The 17,732-nt window shown below is 34.0% G+C and carries 15 protein-coding genes; 8 read left to right on the top strand and 7 right to left on the bottom strand.

Features of this window, described 5'->3' with window-relative positions:
- Positions 1-52: 52 nt before the first annotated feature.
- The 4 genes from IPN31_13420 to glmM form a co-directional block, all read right to left on the bottom strand.
- A complete protein-coding gene (locus IPN31_13420; protein ID MBK8682875.1) occupies positions 53-589 on the bottom strand; it encodes a GNAT family N-acetyltransferase in 537 nt (178 codons plus the stop codon).
- Positions 590-643: 54 nt separating this feature from the next.
- Entirely contained in the window at positions 644-1,933 is a 1,290-nt protein-coding gene (locus IPN31_13415; GenBank protein MBK8682874.1) for an aminotransferase class V-fold PLP-dependent enzyme, read from the bottom strand.
- Between the two features lie 108 nt (positions 1,934-2,041).
- Positions 2,042-3,181, bottom strand: a complete 1,140-nt coding sequence (locus IPN31_13410; GenBank protein MBK8682873.1) for a cysteine desulfurase — start codon at positions 3,179-3,181, stop codon at positions 2,042-2,044.
- A 33-nt stretch (positions 3,182-3,214) separates the two neighbouring features.
- Entirely contained in the window at positions 3,215-4,603 is a 1,389-nt protein-coding gene (gene glmM, locus IPN31_13405) for a phosphoglucosamine mutase (protein MBK8682872.1), read from the bottom strand.
- A 170-nt stretch (positions 4,604-4,773) separates the two neighbouring features.
- On the opposite strand from glmM, the gene IPN31_13400 reads away from it, so the two are divergent.
- From IPN31_13400 to IPN31_13370, 7 genes are all read left to right on the top strand, one after another.
- On the top strand, positions 4,774-5,367 hold the full coding sequence (locus IPN31_13400; protein MBK8682871.1) for a phosphatase PAP2 family protein: 594 nt from the start codon (positions 4,774-4,776) through the stop codon (positions 5,365-5,367).
- Positions 5,364-6,089: a ZIP family metal transporter gene (locus IPN31_13395; GenBank protein MBK8682870.1), complete on the top strand. Its 726-nt coding sequence runs from the start codon at positions 5,364-5,366 to the stop codon at positions 6,087-6,089. The genes IPN31_13400 and IPN31_13395 overlap by 4 nt, the downstream gene beginning before the upstream one ends.
- A 35-nt stretch (positions 6,090-6,124) precedes the next feature.
- Complete coding sequence (locus IPN31_13390) at positions 6,125-6,889, top strand: DNA alkylation repair protein (protein MBK8682869.1); 765 nt, start codon at positions 6,125-6,127, stop codon at positions 6,887-6,889.
- A 161-nt stretch (positions 6,890-7,050) separates the two neighbouring features.
- Positions 7,051-7,257: a DUF2892 domain-containing protein gene (locus IPN31_13385; protein MBK8682868.1), complete on the top strand. Its 207-nt coding sequence runs from the start codon at positions 7,051-7,053 to the stop codon at positions 7,255-7,257.
- Between the two features lie 174 nt (positions 7,258-7,431).
- Positions 7,432-10,242: a choice-of-anchor B family protein gene (locus tag IPN31_13380; GenBank protein ID MBK8682867.1), complete on the top strand. Its 2,811-nt coding sequence runs from the start codon at positions 7,432-7,434 to the stop codon at positions 10,240-10,242.
- A gap of 46 nt (positions 10,243-10,288) precedes the next feature.
- On the top strand, positions 10,289-11,812 hold the full coding sequence (locus IPN31_13375) for a choice-of-anchor B family protein (protein MBK8682866.1): 1,524 nt from the start codon (positions 10,289-10,291) through the stop codon (positions 11,810-11,812).
- 70 nt (positions 11,813-11,882) lie between these two features.
- On the top strand, positions 11,883-14,147 hold the full coding sequence (locus IPN31_13370) for a PKD domain-containing protein (protein ID MBK8682865.1): 2,265 nt from the start codon (positions 11,883-11,885) through the stop codon (positions 14,145-14,147).
- A gap of 55 nt (positions 14,148-14,202) precedes the next feature.
- Here IPN31_13370 and IPN31_13365 read toward each other — a convergent pair whose 3' ends face one another.
- Complete coding sequence (locus IPN31_13365; protein ID MBK8682864.1) at positions 14,203-15,483, bottom strand: CHAT domain-containing protein; 1,281 nt, start codon at positions 15,481-15,483, stop codon at positions 14,203-14,205.
- Positions 15,484-15,506: 23 nt separating this feature from the next.
- Positions 15,507-15,968: a hypothetical protein gene (locus IPN31_13360; protein MBK8682863.1), complete on the bottom strand. Its 462-nt coding sequence runs from the start codon at positions 15,966-15,968 to the stop codon at positions 15,507-15,509.
- Between the two features lie 146 nt (positions 15,969-16,114).
- Here IPN31_13360 and IPN31_13355 point away from each other — a divergent pair, with 146 nt between their 5' ends.
- Positions 16,115-17,035: a hypothetical protein gene (locus IPN31_13355; GenBank protein ID MBK8682862.1), complete on the top strand. Its 921-nt coding sequence runs from the start codon at positions 16,115-16,117 to the stop codon at positions 17,033-17,035.
- 9 nt (positions 17,036-17,044) lie between these two features.
- On the opposite strand, the gene IPN31_13350 is transcribed toward IPN31_13355, so the two are convergent.
- Positions 17,045-17,653: a DUF1684 domain-containing protein gene (locus IPN31_13350; GenBank protein MBK8682861.1), complete on the bottom strand. Its 609-nt coding sequence runs from the start codon at positions 17,651-17,653 to the stop codon at positions 17,045-17,047.
- Positions 17,654-17,732: the final 79 nt, after the last annotated feature.

Genomic DNA, 17,732 nt, shown 5'->3' with positions numbered 1-17,732 from the left:
GTTTGATTTTGATTTTTCTTTGATTTTTAAAATGTGTTATAAAGTTAATTGATTATAAATTTCTGATTAGCTTTTTCCATCGGGGCTTTGTCATTTCATAAACAAAATTTAATCGTACGGGTTCACCGAAGTAAGCAATCTCTTCTTCGTTTGTCTTTATTGCACCCAATTTTTCCATAGCTTTTTGTGAGCGTATATTGCTTGCACCAACATGAAAATACACTGTATCCACAAATGTAAACGCATGGTTAAGCATCAATGATTTCATAGCAGAATTATATCCTTTACCCCAACAATTTTTCGCTAAAAAAGAGTAACCTATCAACAGTGTTTTTTTATTTACATCATAATCATAAAATCGGGTGGAACCAATTGCTTTCCCATTTGCAATATCATACACAATATAAGCACCTTGAGATTTAATTGCTCCTTCAAAAAATGTTTTAAATACATCACGTTCATATCTATTTTTATTGGGATGCTGTTCCCAAATTGCAGGATCAGATGCAACATCATATAATATTTCAAAATCAGTTTCTTGTAAGGGAATAAGTTTGATTAAATCGTTTTGTAATATAGGTAAATGCATTTTTTTTTGTTTGTGTTTGCAAATTTAAGAAGGGTAATAAATAAATATCGGAAATCAATCTTCCATCATCTCATTCAATCCATCTACTAAAATATCCAATTCACTTGTAGTAGTATATACATTTGGTGCAATGCGAATACCGTGAATATTTTCCCAATTGATTCCTACACAATGAATGTTTTTATTTGTAAATAAATAACTATCCATAGTGCCGGCTTCCATTCCATCAATTCGCACATTTGCAATAGCACATGAAAATCTGGGATCTAGTGAAGTATTGGAAATGAGTTTCGGATTATCAATTACCTGTGTTAACCAATAATCTTTTAAATACCGCAACCTTGCTTCTTTCCTTGCAGAGCCAATCATTAAATGAAAATCTATAGCCTGACCAATTGCTTGTTCAATTGCAAAAGAACGTGTACCCAGATTTTCAAACTTGCGGATATTATCACTTTGCGGATCATCACCCGGCATCAGTGGCCAGATGTTTTTTATCTTTTCTTTTTTAATCCAAAGCATTCCACTTCCGAATGGAGCACATAACCATTTATGTAAACTTGTTGCAAAATAATCACCACCTAAATCGGGAATATTAAAAACAAAATGTCCAAATGTATGTGCGCCATCAATCATTACATCAATACCTTTTGCATGTGCAACATCTGCTATTTTTCTCACCGGATTAATATGACCTGTCCAATTGATGATATGATTAATCTGAACCACTTTTGTTTTATCGGTAAATTGTTCTGCATATTTATTTACAAGATAATTTTCATCTTCAGTTGGCAATTCTAACTCAACCCATTTTAAAACAATGCCATGTCGTTTTTCTCTTTGCTTCCATGCATTTATCATGTTGGGATAATCTTGTCTTGTCAACACCACTTCATCACCCGCTTTTAAATCAATTCCATTAATAATATTATTCAATCCTTCTGTGGTATTTCTGTTGATTGCAATTTCTTCTGCATCACATCCTGCTAATTCAGCAAGCTTAGTGCGCAGTCCTTCACGACCTTTATCCAATATGCGCCACATATAATAACTGGGGGCTTCATTGCTCAATTTATTATACCGTTCCACAGCTTCTTGCACTACTCTTGGCGAAGGGCTTACTCCACCATTATTCAGATTAATAAGATTGGTAGAAACAGTGTAGGAATTTTTTATAATCATCCAGAATTCTTCATCTGCTGCAATTGATTCTATAGATTTATTTTCGGCATTCAGTAATGCAGACTGCAATAAACTATTATCCGCAAAAGCTTCCATCTGAGTAAATCCTAATAAGCTTGAAGTAATTGCAAGTTGTTTGAAAAATTTTCTGCGATGTGTCATTGCTATAAAATTTGTTGGGGAAGTTACAAATTCTATTTAAATCAATAATTGGTAATGTGAATTAGAATAGGAAGATAAGATTGCTTTTGTAATCAATTATAAAAAAAATCAGGATGCAGCAACACTCATTGGAACAAGTTCTTTAAGTTTTGCAATTACATAATCCACTTCTTCTTTTGTATTGAATTTGGAAAATGAAAATCGTACTGCTGCAGAATTTTTTTCACGATGTAATTGTGCAATCACATGTGAGCCGACATTACTTCCTGAACTGCATGCGCTACCTCCACTTGCAGCAATTCCATTGATATCTAAATTAAATAACAACATCTCATTTTTTTCTGATGGAGGGAAGTTTACATTCAACACTGTATATAATCCTTCCGGATCGGAGTTGAGAAGAATTCCAGGGATTTCCTGTTGCAATTGTTGCAACATATAATCTCTTAATCCAAGAATATAACTATGGGTTTCTTCCAATTCATCGTATGCAATTTCAATTGCTTTTGCCATGCCGATAATACCGTATAAATTTTCAGTTCCTGCCCGCATATTGCGTTCTTGTCCGCCTCCTTGAATCATTGGTTTTATCTGCGCTTCTTTATTGATGTAGATAAAACCAATTCCTTTTGGGCCGTGAAATTTATGTGCAGCAGCAGTGATGAAATGTATTGGAATTTTTTGCAGATCTAATTTATAATGTGCAATGGTTTGTACGGTATCACTATGAAAATATGCATTGTATTGATTGCATAATGCCGATACTTTTTCAATATCTAACAAGACACCAATTTCATTATTTGCATGCATTAAACTCACTAAAGTTTTTTCATTACTATCTGCTAGTAATTGTTCAAGATGATTATAATTTATTTTGCCATCTGGCATTAAATCAACAAATTCTATTTGTACTCCCGAACTCAGTTTCATCATTTCAACAGTATGTGTTACAGCATGGTGTTCAATAACTGAAGAAATAATTCTTGTAACACCAAGGTCACGTACACTGCATGCAATTGCCATATTATCTGCTTCTGTTCCACCCGATGTAAAAAATATTTCTCCGGGTGAAACATTCAACAATTTTGCAATTGTTTTTCTTGCTTTTTCTATTGCAGCTCTTGTTTCTCTACCAAAAGAATGAATGGCAGAAGGATTGCCAAAATGCGTTTGCATAAAAGGCAACATTGCTTGCAGCACTTGCGAATCCATTGGTGTAGTTGCTGCATTATCAAAATATACTCTCATGAATTAAAGATGTCTTTCTAAAATGAATTTTCACTATTTGGAATTAATCAGTTGCTTAATATCTTCCATTAATTTCATTGCGATGTTTTCAGCAGTAGTTTGCGAATTACTTTCTGTATAAATACGAATAATAGGTTCTGTATTAGATACACGCAAATGCACCCAATCATTATCCAGAAATATTTTTAATCCGTCTTCTTTATTTTGCGGATTACTTTTATATTTCTCTTCTATTTTTTTTAGAAGTGCTTTTACATTTATACTATCCGGCAAATCAATTTTTTTCTTAGCCATATAATAATTCGGATACTGGGCTCTCAACATCGAACATGATTTACCAAATTTTGCAAGATGCGTTAAAAACAATGCGATACCCACTAAAGCATCTCTGCCATAATGCAAATCAGGATATATAATTCCGCCATTTCCTTCGCCACCAATTACGGCATTCAACTCCTTCATTTTTTTTACCACATTCACTTCACCAACTGCACTTTGCGCATGCACAACACCATGCTTTTCCGAAACATCACGCAATGCTTGTGTAGAAGAAAGATTTGAAACAGTGGCTCCTTTTTTATGTTGCAACACATAATCTGCAATTGCGACTAATGTATATTCTTCACCAAAAAATTCACCGTCTTCACACACAATTGCGAGGCGATCAACATCCGGATCTACCACTAATCCTAAATCTGCTTTTTGAAATTTTACTTCGTTGCTAATTGTACTTAAATGTTCAGGTAATGGTTCTGGATTGTGCGGAAACCGACCGTTAGGAGAACAGAATAATTCAACAGTATCGGTAACGCCAAGAGCAACTAATAATTCCGGAACAGAAATGCCGCCGGTGGAATTCACACAATCAATAACAATTTTAAAATTTCTTTCTTTAATTGCTTCAATATCTACTAAAGGTAATTCAAGAATTTTTTCAATATGTTTTTGAATATAAAATCCTTTGGTTTGATAATCACCTAATTTATCTACAAGCGCAAATTCAAAATTTTCTTTTTCAGCAATTTTTAAAACAGTATCTGCTTCTTCGGTATTTAAAAATTCACCTTTGCTGTTTAATAATTTTAGTGCATTCCATTGTTTGGGATTGTGGCTGGCTGTAAGAATAATGCCACCACCTGCTTCTTCCATTTGCACTGCAATTTCTACCGTGGGAGTAGTGGATAATCCAACATCTACAACAGAAATGCCCAGTGATTGCAATGTGCCGCATACAATGCGATTCACCATTTCGCCGGAAATTCTCGCATCTCTGCCTACCACCACAATGGGAGTTGAATTTGTTTGTAAAAGCCATGTGCCATAAGCACTTGTAAATTTTACAATATCTAGGGGAGTCAGGTTTTCTTTTGCTACACCGCCAATGGTTCCACGAATACCTGAGATTGATTTAATTAAAGTCAACGAAAAATAGTTTTGCCGGCAAAAATACAAATTCAGTTCTATCTTACTTTAAATGTGATAGGTGTAGATACTATAAAATTTTTCATCTTTGCCGTATCATGCAAAGTAATTCAATACTTTACGAGATTTATACAATCACTTTTAGCAACTAAAATTTAAATTCAGAAACATTGCAATTTCCATCGGGCATAGAGCAATTTGATCGTAATTTATACCTCACTGTGAATAGTGATTGGTCGAATTCTTTTTTTGATGTTATTATGCCAGTTATCCGCACTAAAGAAAATTGGATTCCATTATATATTCTGCTTGCTATTTGGTTGATTTATAAATTTAAATGGAATGGGTTTTTTGTAATACTTACTATTGCAATTACTGTTACGATAACAGATCAGGTAAGTAGTTTTATTATGAAGCCATTATTTGCTCGACCAAGACCTTGCAGTATTCCGGAAATTGCAGAGCATGCGAATTTAATTATCGGTTGCAGTCCTAGTTATAGTTTTACTTCCTCACATGCCGCAAATCATTTTGGATTAGCAGTTGTGTTTGGACTTTTATTTTTGCGAAGAAGTTATTGGTTTATAATTGTAGGTATTTTTTGGGCAGCAAGTATTTCCTTTGCACAAGTGTATGTTGGTGTACATTATCCTTTAGATGTAATTGGCGGCGCATTATTGGGTTCTTTTCTCGGATTTTTAATTTATATAATTGCGATGCATTTCATTTTCAAAAAAAGAAACTGGTTAAATAAAACACTATGAATTTCACTTATATAATTCTATTGATAAGTGCTGCCGGTTTGGGTTCTGTTGCTGCATGGTTAATGCGCAAGCAAACTAATAATGAGGTATTGAATATTTTACTTTCATTTACGGGTGCTTACTTGCTGGGAGTAACAGTAATTCATTTATTACCTGAAGTGTTTGCACATGCAACCGGCACCACAATACCATTATTTATTTTCGCCGGATTTTTTGTGCAATTAATTATCGTGCAATTTACTCGTGGTATAGAACATGGCCATTTACATCTGCACGAACAATTCAGTAAGAGTTATGTGTTTGGTGTTTTTTTTGGATTAAGTATGCATGCATTTTTAGAAGGTATTCCTTTAGCCGCAACTGAAATGGGTTTAGAAAGTACAAGGCAAATATTTTTAGCGGTGATGTTGCATAAAATTCCAGAAAGCTTTGCATTGGCTACGGTATTATTTTTTTCATTTAAAGATTTACGTGCAGCAATTCCACTTTTAATTGTATTTATTTTCATGACACCATTGGGAGGGATTTTTGGTAGTTTTCTCACACATGAATCTGCATCACATAGTATCAATTGGTTGCTTGCAATGGTGAGTGGAACATTTATTCATATTTCCACTACTATAATTTTTGAAGCAGGAGGGAAGTCGCATCGCATTAGCTTGTATAAATTTTTAGCAATTATTGCAGGCGCACTTGTTACTTATATTGCGGCAATGATGTGATGTAAATTTCTTTCATCAATTATAAAAACTATTTCATGCAAGAAAAACAATTACACGCATATATTGATGAAATAAAAATTGCTTTACTTGAATTGGCGGAAACCAACCAAACAGATTTTCAATACAAGCAATTAGAAAAATACTTTGGAACGCAATTGCAGATTTTGGGATTAAGCATGGGTGATCAACGTATGTTATATCAAGAATCTTTTAGCTTTTCCAATTTAGCATTAGAAGAAAAATTAAAAATTTATTATGCCGTTTGGAAACAATCAACGATATATGAAGTGCGATTTCAATCGGTATTTTTTATTATAAAGAATGCTAAAAAACTCGATCCGAATTTAGTATTGGAAACTATTAATTCTTGGATGGAAACAGTGGATTGCTGGCCACATTCTGATGATCTTGCCAAAGCATCTTGTATTGCAGGTATAAAAATTCCCAAACAATATAAATCGCTAATTCAAGAATGGAATACTTCTGAGCTTTTATGGAAGCGCCGACAAAGTGCAGTAGCTCTGGTGCGGGAACGCAAAGCCTTTGTTGATGTTTTTAATTGGAAAGAATTAGAGAAATTATTTTTGAATTTGATAGATGATAAAACCTATATGGTTCAAAAAGGATTAGGTTGGGCATTGCGTGATACAGGAAGAATTTATAATCAGGAACTACTTCGCTTTTTAGATAAATATGCAACTGCGTTATCCACTGTTGCATTCTCCACTGCAACAGAAAAAATTGATTTATCTGAAAAAGAAGTGTTCAAACAAAAAAGAATAATGCATCGCAAAAAGTAATCATCCTGAAATTACATTAACTATGTAACATTGGTTACTAAACATACTTTTATTCCATTCTACATTTGCAAATCACAATTAGCATTTTATCATACTAACAAAGTTGTTTGTTTAAATTGTTTACAGTGATTTTAATTTTTATTCTCAAAAAAAAATAAATTATGAAAAAGAATATTGGAAATGCCGATAAAATAATACGCATAATACTCGCCGCTATTATTGCAATTCTGTTTTTTACACATGTAATTACCGGTACGCTGGGAATTGTCTTAATTGTAATAGCAGGAGTGCTTGTGCTTACAAGTTTTGTGAGTTTTTGTCCGATATATGCAATTCTGGGAATACGTACTTGCCCTGTTAAAAATTAGGATTGCAACAATCTTTATTCCTTTATTTCAATACAGATACTGATATTTTCATGTGATCAGGCAATCATTCTAATATATTGTCCGGTTAGTGTTAAAGTATTTCATCCTACCAAAGTATGCCGTAGCTCTATACAAGATAGATATTATCTTTGTTTGGATTAAACAATACAATAAATGAAAAATCACTTACTACTTTCTGTATTTCTTTTGGGCTTTACTTTAATTTCAAATGCGCAATTAAATGTTGATTTTGTTGGTCAACTCACTTATGATGATAATATGTCAAACGTTTGGGGATGGACAAATGACGATGGAGATGAATATGTAATTGCAGGTACTTATGATGGAACCAGTTTAGTGGATATTACAGATCCAACTTCACCGGTTGAGTTACAATTTATAGATGGTGGAAATAGTACTTGGAGGCAAATTGCTACATGGGATCATTATGCTTATGTGGTGAATGAAACAAGTGGTGGCTTATTATGCATTGATCTTTCTTCACTACCCGGGACTTGTACCTATAATTTTACTGATGGTGGAATTGGACTAGTAACAACACATCAGGTATGGGCAGATGAAAATGGTATTGTGTATTTATTTGGATCTAATTTATATGGTGGAGCAACAGTGATGCTTGATGCAAATGTTGATCCCCTTAATCCCACATTTGTAGGCTCAACAGATACTTGGTATGTGCATCATGGTTATGCAAGAGGCGACACCTTATGGGAATCGAATATTTATGAAGGATTCTTTTCAGTATGGGATATTGCAGATAAAGACTCGCCTATATTATTAGCAACACAAACAACTCCCGGATTATTTACACATAATGTTGTATTAAATGATGCCGGCAATTATTTATTTAGTACTGATGAAATTACCAATGGTTCATTAGGTGCTTATGATGTTTCTGATTTAACAGATATAGAATATTTAAGTGAGTTTCGTCCAACTCCAGGTACTTCTTCAATTCCGCATTATGCATGGGCAAAAGATGATTATGTTGTTACTGCATGGTATCGTGATGGTTTAATTATTACGGATGTAAGTAATCCGAACTACATGATAAAAACAGCATGGTATGATACTTCTCCTTTTAGTGGAGATGGTTTTAATGGAGCATGGGGAGTGTATCCATATTTCCCATCGGGTGTAGTTGCAGTAACTGATATTGAAGAAGGATTATTTATTTTATCACCCACTTATGTTTTGGGATGTCATCTTCAGGGAACAGTTACAGATGCATCAACTGCCGCTACTTTATTTGGAGTGGAGATTGAAATTACAGCAGACCCTGAAACAGCAGTTACAACTAACTTATCAGGAGATTATATTACGGGACTTGCTGAAGCTGGTACTTATACAGTTTCATTTTTTAAACCCGGTTATGAAGTGCTTTCTATTTCAGGGGTAACATTGGAGAATGGCGTGACTACTACTTTAAATGCAGAGCTTGTTCCCTTTGTTACTTTTCCTTATACAGGTCAGGTAGTGGATGCTTATACCGGTGATGGAATTGAAGGCGCAGATGTGTATTTACTAGGTGATATGATTGCCTATTCAGCCGTTACTGATGTCGATGGAAATTTTACTTTACCTTCAATTATTCATGATACTTATAATATTTATAGTGGCAAGTGGGGCTATATAACCAAATTAACTTCAGACTTAGATATTGATGGAACAGATCCATTACTTGTCGTTTTAAATAAAGGCTATTACGATGATTTTTATTTTGAAAATGATTGGATAGAAACATCTACTGCATCCAGTGGTGATTGGGTGAGAGGAATTCCTGAGGGTACTTCTTATGGTGCCGGTTATGCAAATACGAATGCAGATATAAATGATGATTTTGGTCTGTATTGTTTTATGACAGGTAATGGTGGTGGTAGTTCCGGAACTGATGATGTAGATGATGGCACCGTTACTTTAATTACACCTGAATTTGATTTAACGGATTATTCAAATGCATTTATAAGATTTGATTATTGGTGGTTTAATAATGGCGGTACAGGTACACCAAATGATACTTTGAAACTTGTATTGACAAATGGAACTACAACTTCTACTATTATTATTGAAGGTGGACTTACCACATTAACAAGTTGGGATGAAGTTGAACTTAAAATAGCAGATTATATTACACCTACTTCCACCATGCATGCAAAATTTGTTACTTCAGATTTTTCTGCAACAGGTCATGTAGTGGAAGTTGCAATTGATAAATTTTTTGTGTTTGATTCAATTACAGTTATGCCTGTAGCTGCTTTCACTCAAAATACAACAGAGCTTTGTGTCGGTGAATCAGTTTCTTTTACAGATATGAGTGAGTTGGCTACTTCATGGGATTGGTTTTTTTCAGGTGGAACTCCAACAACATCCGCAATTGCAAATCCTGTTATTACTTATTCAACACCGGGTGTGTATGATGTAACATTAATTGCAACAAATGTTTTAGGAAATGATGTGCTTACTTATACAGATTTAATTACTGTATATGCAGCACCTGCATTATCAGTTTCATCTGGTGCAGGTGAAGCAAGTGTTGCGATAAGTGGTGGTGCATCTCCTTATTCAATTGTATGGAGTAATGGAGGCACAACGGAAACAATTACCGATGTGCCAGTGGGTGATTATACAGTTACTGTTACTGATGCAAATGGTTGTTCTGCTAATGCTACTGCTACTGTTTCGCAACCAAGTGCAATAGAAAATTTAGAAGAAGGGATTTCAATTACAGTTTTTCCAAATCCTGTAAGTGATTATTTTACTTTAAATATTCAAACAGAAAATAATTATTCAAATGGTATGATTCAAATTCTGGATGTGCAAGGTAAAATTGTTGTAACTGAAAATATTCAGGTGGAAAATAATTCGCAAATACAAGTTTCATCACTTGCAGCAGGTGTTTATAATTGTACAGTAATTATGGATGAGGCACCGGTTGCTCGCTTTAATATTATTAAGACAAACTAAAGTGCGGTTTACATTTTTTGTTTTTATTTTTCACAGTTTTTTACAGATGCTTTCTGCGCAGGATAATGTGGAATATCTTGGACAGATACAATACGATGTGCGTGCAAGTGATATATGGGGATATACAGATTCATTAGGAAATGAATATGCATTAATTGGTTTACTTAACGGTACATCCATAGTTGATATCAGCGACCCATCTTCACCAATTGAAGTAGCATTTGTTGAGGGTCCTGAAAGTATTTGGCGGGATATAAAAACTTGGGATAGTTACGCCTATATTTCTAATGAAACAGATAGTGGTGTGCAGATAATAAATCTTGCGAATTTACCTGCAAGTGTTGATTCAAAATTTTACAAACAAGATGATTTAAAAACTTCACATAATCTTTGGATTGATGAACAAGGATTTTTATATGTCATAGGTTCAAATTTAAATGGAGGTGGAGTTGTATTTGTTGATTTAAATGCAGATCCCTGGAATCCAAATAGTGTAGGAGAATATAGTGTTACCTATTGCCATGATGTTTTCGTACGAGGAGATACAATGTACACGGCAGAATTATATGAGGGAAGATTTGGTATTGTAAATGTTGCTGATAAATCGGATCCTATTGTCTTAGCTACCAATCCAACACCTTCTGCATTTACACATAATATTTGGCCAAGTGATGATGGTAAATTTGTATTTACTACCGATGAAGTTTCAGGTGCTTATGTAGCTGCTTATGATATTTCTGATTTTACAGATATTAAAGAAGTGGATCGCTATCGTTCCTCTCCAGGTTCGGGAGTTATTCCGCATAACACGCATTTTAAAAATAATTTTTTAATCACTTCTTATTATAGAGATGGAGTTACAATTGTGGATGCAACAAAACCTGATAATCTTATTCAAACAGGATATTACGATACATCACCATTTCCGGCACAAGGTTTTTTTAATGGCTGTTGGGGTGCGTATCCGTTTTTAAATTCAGGACTGTTATTAGCATCCGATATTGAAGAGGGATTATTTATTTTGCAACCCACTTACAAACGTGCTGCATATTTAGAAGGTAGTGTGGTGAACGATGCAGATGGTACATTATTAAACAGTACACTCATTGAAATATTAACAACCTCCGATAATACTTATACTGATTTTGTAGGAAATTTTAAAACAGGAACAGCCGAAGATGGTGTGTATGATATTCGAATTTCTAAACCGGGATGTATTACAAATATTTATTCAGGAATCGAATTATTAAGTGCAGAAACCATTACTTTAAATGCATCATTAACTTGCACAGCTACTGCAACAATTTCTGTGATACCGGATTTATTTCAGCTACATATTTTTCCTACTGTATCTGCATCCACTTTTTCAATTGATTATTCATTGCCTTCAGATTTGAATAATGCAATGCTTGTAATTTATAATTTGCAAGGTATAGCAGTAGAACGTATTTCGTTAATGAAAAATCAAGATGTGTTTCAGCATACATTTAATGCAGCATCTGGCTTTTACTTCGCCCGGATTATTGCGGGAAATTACAGCAGTAATAATCTACCAATTGTAATAATTTAGCTTTCCCACTTATTTCTTTTTTTGTTATCTGAATATTATTGATAATTTTAAAATAATATAAAATCAGATTATGAAAAAAATTATACTCTTTACAACATTATTATTCGCAGCAAATTTTCTTTTTGCTCAAACGGTGGTTTTTTCCGATGACTTTGAATCAGGTGCAGACCTTTGGGATGTGGATGGTTATTGGGACGTTACAGATGAATATGCCTTTGAAGGTGAATACTCATTTAATGAAAGTCCTTATGATGCCACTTATGTCCCCGGTGTTGTGCAAACAGCTACCATGGCCGAATCAATAGCTTTGGTTGGTGGTCTTGATGCTTCTGTGAGTTTTAAAGCATTAATTGATCTTGAAGAAGGTTTCGATTTTACTTATTTAGATGCATCTCCCGATGGCGGCGACACATGGATTAACATTGCCACATTTAATGGAGAAGATATGCTGGATACCTGGCAGGAATTTGAATTTCCTTTAGGTGCATTTTTCGGAAGCTTAGATTTTAAATTGAGGTTCCGTTTTGTGCCGGATATGCTAGTAGAATACAATGGAATGTTTATAGACGATATTGAAATTTTTATTTCTAATGTGGATGTATCACCTCCATTAATTTTACATACTCCTTCTGTGTTATATGAAGGTACTTTAGAAGCAACTTCTATAGCTGCAACATTAATGGATGCCACAGGAATTTCTGAAACTTCTTTATTTTATAAAACGGATTCAAGTCCTTTTACTGAAGTAGAAGGAACTGCTCTTTCTCTAACAGATTTTATTTATGTAATTCCGGCACAAGCACCTGGTGTTTGGGTGGATTATTATATTGTTGCAACGGATAGTTTTTTTCTAGCAACTAATACTGCTGTTTCTGATACATTTAGTTATATCGCCGGAAATTATATTGGCTATGATGATGCTGTTATTGATTATGTGCAAGAAGTGGGTGATGAAGCTTTTTCCGGATATCTTGCTGCGGCTGTACAAATTTCATTGCCTGCACCAACAGATTTGGTTGCGGTTGTAATTCAAAATTATACCGATAATATGCGACCTAATGATAGTATAACGGTGCATATTTGGGCTGATGATGATGGCTTACCGGGAGTAGATTTAATTACACCTTTTAAAGTAAAACCGGAGGCAAAACTTTCAGAACCTAATCGGGGAACAAGAGTGGACTTGCGTGATTATGTAGATGAATTGTCGGGTATTTACGGTGATATTTTTATTGGCTTTTCTTGTGATAGTGCCGCATGGGTTTCTCAAACTACTCCTGCAGAAGCAAACCGTACATATACAAAAACTACATGGGGTGGATGGAATGCCATTTTTGATGACTATCATTTCCGTGCAATTACTTCAGAATTTGAAGGCGCACCAAGCGCATTCTTTAGTTATGATTTGGTAGGGGAACCCATGGTTGCCTTTACAGATCTCTCAACGAATTCCCCTACATCTTGGTCCTGGACTTTAGGTGATGGTGGTACAAGTACAGATGCAAATCCATTGCATACTTATTTGGCAAACGGAACATATTATGTTTGTTTAACTGCATCAAATGTAGTAGGCTCAGGTACCTATTGTGATTTTGTAACTGTAGATAATTATGCAGTGCCGGTTGCTGCATTTTCTTATGCAGGAGATCCTATGGTAGCATTTACTGATTTAAGTTTAAATGATCCCGGATCTTGGGCTTGGGAATTTGGTGATGGTGCAACAAGTGATTTGGCAAATCCAACTCATACTTATGCAACTAACGGAACATATAATGTGTGTTTAACCGCTACAAATTTTATGGGAAGTAATGAAGATTGTCAATCCGTAGTTATTGGTGGAAATATCGTTGCGCCGGTTGCTGATTTTACATTTGCTATTATCGGTGAAACAGTAACTTTTACAGACCTCTCTACAAATACACCTACTTTCTGGGGTTGGAATTTTAATGATGGCAGTTCAAGCGCAGAACAAAATCCAACGCATATTTATGCAACTCCGGGAGAATATAATGTGTGCTTAACATCGGGCAATATTGCGGGAACGAATGAAGCTTGTAAAATGATTTCTATTTTAAATAGTGTAAATACAATAACACTGGAAAACATTGCATTATATCCCAATCCTGTAAATACAAATTTGCAGATAGACTTTAAAGATTTAAATGGACAAAAATCTTTGTATGTATATAATGCAAGCGGACAATTAACGCAATCATTTTCTACAACAGATGATACATTTAGTTTAAATGTGGAAGCATTGCCGGCAGGTAATTATCAATTGAAAATTATCAATGATAAAAATATCGGCATGTTCGACTTTTTAATAATCAGGTAAAAAATAATAAGACAAAAAATAATCGTAGTATTGGAAACATTACTGCGATTATTTTTTATTCAACAAGAATAAATCCAGCCCAGTAATAAGGATTTGGAAATCGCTTTTTTATAGTGATTTGTGTTTTCTGAAAACTTGCGTTATAACTCAATCCTTCAAAAATATACTGATAAAATGTTTCCATAAATAGTGCAGTTTGTGCATCAGGTACTTTCCACAAACTCATTATTAAATTATTTGCTCCTGCAGTTTTAAAAGATCGCTGTAATCCATATACCCCTTCGCTGCCTTTTATATCACCCAATCCGGTTTCGCATGCAGACAGTACCACCAAGTCAGTGTTAGGTAATGTTATATTCGCTGCTTCAAAAGCGGTTAAAATGCCATCTTCAATCGAATGATTTTTTGTGTTGTTTAGCCAAGTATTATTAGCGCCGGCAAATAATAATCCCGATCGGTTTAATGGATTAGTGGATGAGCTGAACTCGGCATTTGTTCCCGGTGTTGCAGGTGCATTTGCAATTGCAGGATCAGGGAAAAAGAAACCATGTGTTGCAATATGAATTATGGTAGGTGAGTTTTTTCCCGACAAAGATTTGTAGCGTTCTTCTACTGCTTCATAATTGATATATTCTACAATTGGTATATTGTTTCTTTCAGCTTTATTATAAATAGAATCTACTTCGGTAAGTGTTGCTGGTAAATAATTCCAGTTATCACCACGTTGCACATCAGTTGCTAAATATTGTTTGGTGGATGCTTCTGGTTTTACTGGTAATTGATTAATAACTGAAGTCAATTCTACATCACTTGCATCATAACGAATTCCTCCAAATGCAACAATATTTTTAATTTTATTTTCATCAATTATACTATCTGTTATTACAGCAACAGAGCTTGTTTGTACAAGGCCATATTTATCGGAGATGTATGTATTTTCCGAATTTGGTATTGCGGAAAAAGAAATCAGATTTAAATATCCTGTGGGAGAAAAATATATAACATTACCTTCTTGTAAATAGGGTTCAATTGGTTGCCAAAATAATTCAAATAATTTTTCACCATTTGTTTGTTCTTCAAAATCAGGATCAGGCCATGTATATAAATTGGAAACATATTGCATACTGCTAAATGCATCCGGTTTGTTTAATAATTGCTTTATCTCTTTCTCTTCTCCCAATCGAATGAGTTTTGGATATTCCGCATTTTTTGTAATTACTAATGCAATATAAATTATGCTATCAGTCCAGTCCTTACCATCATAAAAAGTAAAGTGTGTAAATTCTATTGCTACTTCATTTTCTTTTAAATGATTTTGGACATCCTGCCACTTCACTCGAATAAGTTTACTATTAGAATTCATTGCAGAAGTAATACGATGTAAATCTTTTCCAATGTATTTGTTTTTTTCTCTAAAGATTCCATACCCGTAATTCTTTTTGAAGGCGGCAAGCTATATTCTTTTGCAAGCTTTTCCTTGTTTTTTATCCATTGATTATACATGGACATTGCCAACGTATCTCCACTTTGTGAAATCAATTGTCGCATTTCAATTCCGGAATTTAAAATCATTCCTTTAGTTGCAAGTGCCAGATTCATGGATTGTCCACCTAGCTCAGGAAACCTGTTTGCAAATGGATAACAAAAACTTTGAAACATGTATAAATTATATTGATAGCGATTTAAATAATCTTCCTGTTCTGCTTCTGATAAAAATCCAAAGCTTTCATCAATATCATCCAGAAATATATTTATCATTTCACTTTGTTGCACAATTACATCTTCCCATTTTTGGCAAAGTATATTTTGAGGATTGGACATCACAAAAAATAGAATACAAATAGCATTTCGTATTAACTTTATTTTATGCATAGTTCGGTTAAGATATTATTAAACAGACACAGGTTGCAATCAGCAATGTTTGGGTTACCTCAATGCATCATTTCAATATGTAATTTTGCTACACTATGAAAAAGTATGATGTGGTTTTACTTACTGATGCAAGGTATGTTGCGCCAATTAATCCGGGAGAATACGAGCAGAATATTTTGAATGAAGACAAATTGCTTTCTGCTGCATTAGCAGAGAAAGGATTAAAAGTATATCGCACAAAATGGGATGATCCGGATATTGATTGGTCAGAAACCAAGTCAGTAATATTTCGAACTACATGGGATTATTTTCATCGCTTTAAAGAGTTTTTGGAGTGGTTACATTCTCTTAATAAGAAAACTATTTTAATAAATCCGATGGAATTGTTGCTATGGAATTTAGATAAACATTATCTGGATGATCTTCAAAAAAAAGGTATTGCAATTCCTCCAACAGTATTTATTGAAAAAGGAGATTTGCGTGCATTACAATCTATTGTTGAAGAAGCGGGATGGGATGAAATTATTTTAAAACCGGCAGTGGGTGGTGCTGCAAGGCATACCTATCGAATAGCAAAAACAGAATTGGATTCGTATGAAAATATTTTCCGAAAACATATTATTGAAGAATCATTTTTAATACAGCAATTTCAAGAATCTGTTTTGGTAAATGGAGAAGTATCCTTAATGGTAATGGATGGAAGATTCACACATGCAGTTTTAAAGATTGCAAAGCAAGGAGATTTTCGTGTGCAAGATGATTTCGGCGGAACAGTATATCCATACACGCCATCAAAAAAAGAAATTGCATTTGCAGAACAAGTGGTTGCGGCTGCGCCAATTCTTCCTTTCTATGCAAGAGTGGATATTATCTGGAGTAATAATAATGAGGCGTATGTTTCCGAACTGGAAATTTTAGAACCTGAATTATGGTTTCGTTTTCATCCGAATGCAACAAAAATATTTGCAAAAAGTATTTCTGAATTTCTGCAAAAACAATCTGCAATTGATTCCTGAAAAATTGCTTTAATGTTTCTTTAAAAAATTCTTTTCACCTGCATTAATTTGAACATCCAAAAAATTTTCCTTTGGTGGAACAGGGCAGGAGTATCCATCTGAATACACGCAATACGGATTGTATGCTTTATTGAAATCTATAATTAAAGTATTGTTTTTTATTTCATCTATTTCTAAATCCATATATCTTCCACCACCATAAGTAGTAACTGAATTAGTAGCATCATTAAATGGAATAAATAAATAGTTTTTATACTGTTCAAATTCTCTCAGTTGAGTGCTTTGATATACGCTTATAGTAAATGCGGTATCGTGCAATAAAAAAGTTGCTTCACCATACTTGATATACTCTTTCATTTTGCCGCTGCTGGTTGGCATATCAAAGGGCAATGCATCTTCAGTGCGTTTAAAATTTGCAGTTACCACATACCTGGAATCAGGTTCAAAAAAATCTAAATATTTCAAATCCTTTTTTTTCAAAGGACTGTTTGCATCCTTTAAAAATCCTTGTTTGTATTCAGTTCTATATTCAGTTATTTGATCCGCATAAGTTTGTGAGAAACAAACTATACCGCACAATATGAAAATCAAAATAGCACTTAAAGATTTTATTTGCATTATATTACTTAGTTAAATAGTTGTTAATTCCCAGACTAAATTACTATAAACTTCAAATGCAGACATTAACTTTGACCAA

Source organism: Bacteroidota bacterium, from assembly GCA_016715425.1.
In the GTDB taxonomy this organism is placed as follows: Bacteria; Bacteroidota; Bacteroidia; order Chitinophagales; family BACL12; genus JADKAC01.
This window is presented reverse-complemented; position numbering and strand designations above follow the sequence as displayed.

What these genes read in the sequence shown, in the direction of transcription:
- IPN31_13350 (MBK8682861.1), bottom strand. Translation starts at nt 17,653, where the DNA reads ATGCAAATAAAATCTTTAAGTGCTATTTTGATTTTCATATTGTGCGGT.
- IPN31_13385 (MBK8682868.1), top strand. Translation starts at nt 7,051, where the DNA reads ATGAAAAAGAATATTGGAAATGCCGATAAAATAATACGCATAATACTC.
- IPN31_13390 (MBK8682869.1), top strand. Translation starts at nt 6,125, where the DNA reads ATGCAAGAAAAACAATTACACGCATATATTGATGAAATAAAAATTGCT.
- IPN31_13395 (MBK8682870.1), top strand. Translation starts at nt 5,364, where the DNA reads ATGAATTTCACTTATATAATTCTATTGATAAGTGCTGCCGGTTTGGGT.
- IPN31_13420 (MBK8682875.1), bottom strand. Translation starts at nt 589, where the DNA reads ATGCATTTACCTATATTACAAAACGATTTAATCAAACTTATTCCCTTA.
- IPN31_13355 (MBK8682862.1), top strand. Translation starts at nt 16,115, where the DNA reads ATGAAAAAGTATGATGTGGTTTTACTTACTGATGCAAGGTATGTTGCG.
- IPN31_13370 (MBK8682865.1), top strand. Translation starts at nt 11,883, where the DNA reads ATGAAAAAAATTATACTCTTTACAACATTATTATTCGCAGCAAATTTT.
- IPN31_13415 (MBK8682874.1), bottom strand. Translation starts at nt 1,933, where the DNA reads ATGACACATCGCAGAAAATTTTTCAAACAACTTGCAATTACTTCAAGC.
- IPN31_13410 (MBK8682873.1), bottom strand. Translation starts at nt 3,181, where the DNA reads ATGAGAGTATATTTTGATAATGCAGCAACTACACCAATGGATTCGCAA.
- IPN31_13380 (MBK8682867.1), top strand. Translation starts at nt 7,432, where the DNA reads ATGAAAAATCACTTACTACTTTCTGTATTTCTTTTGGGCTTTACTTTA.
- IPN31_13360 (MBK8682863.1), bottom strand. Translation starts at nt 15,968, where the DNA reads ATGTCCAATCCTCAAAATATACTTTGCCAAAAATGGGAAGATGTAATT.
- IPN31_13375 (MBK8682866.1), top strand. Translation starts at nt 10,289, where the DNA reads ATGCTTTCTGCGCAGGATAATGTGGAATATCTTGGACAGATACAATAC.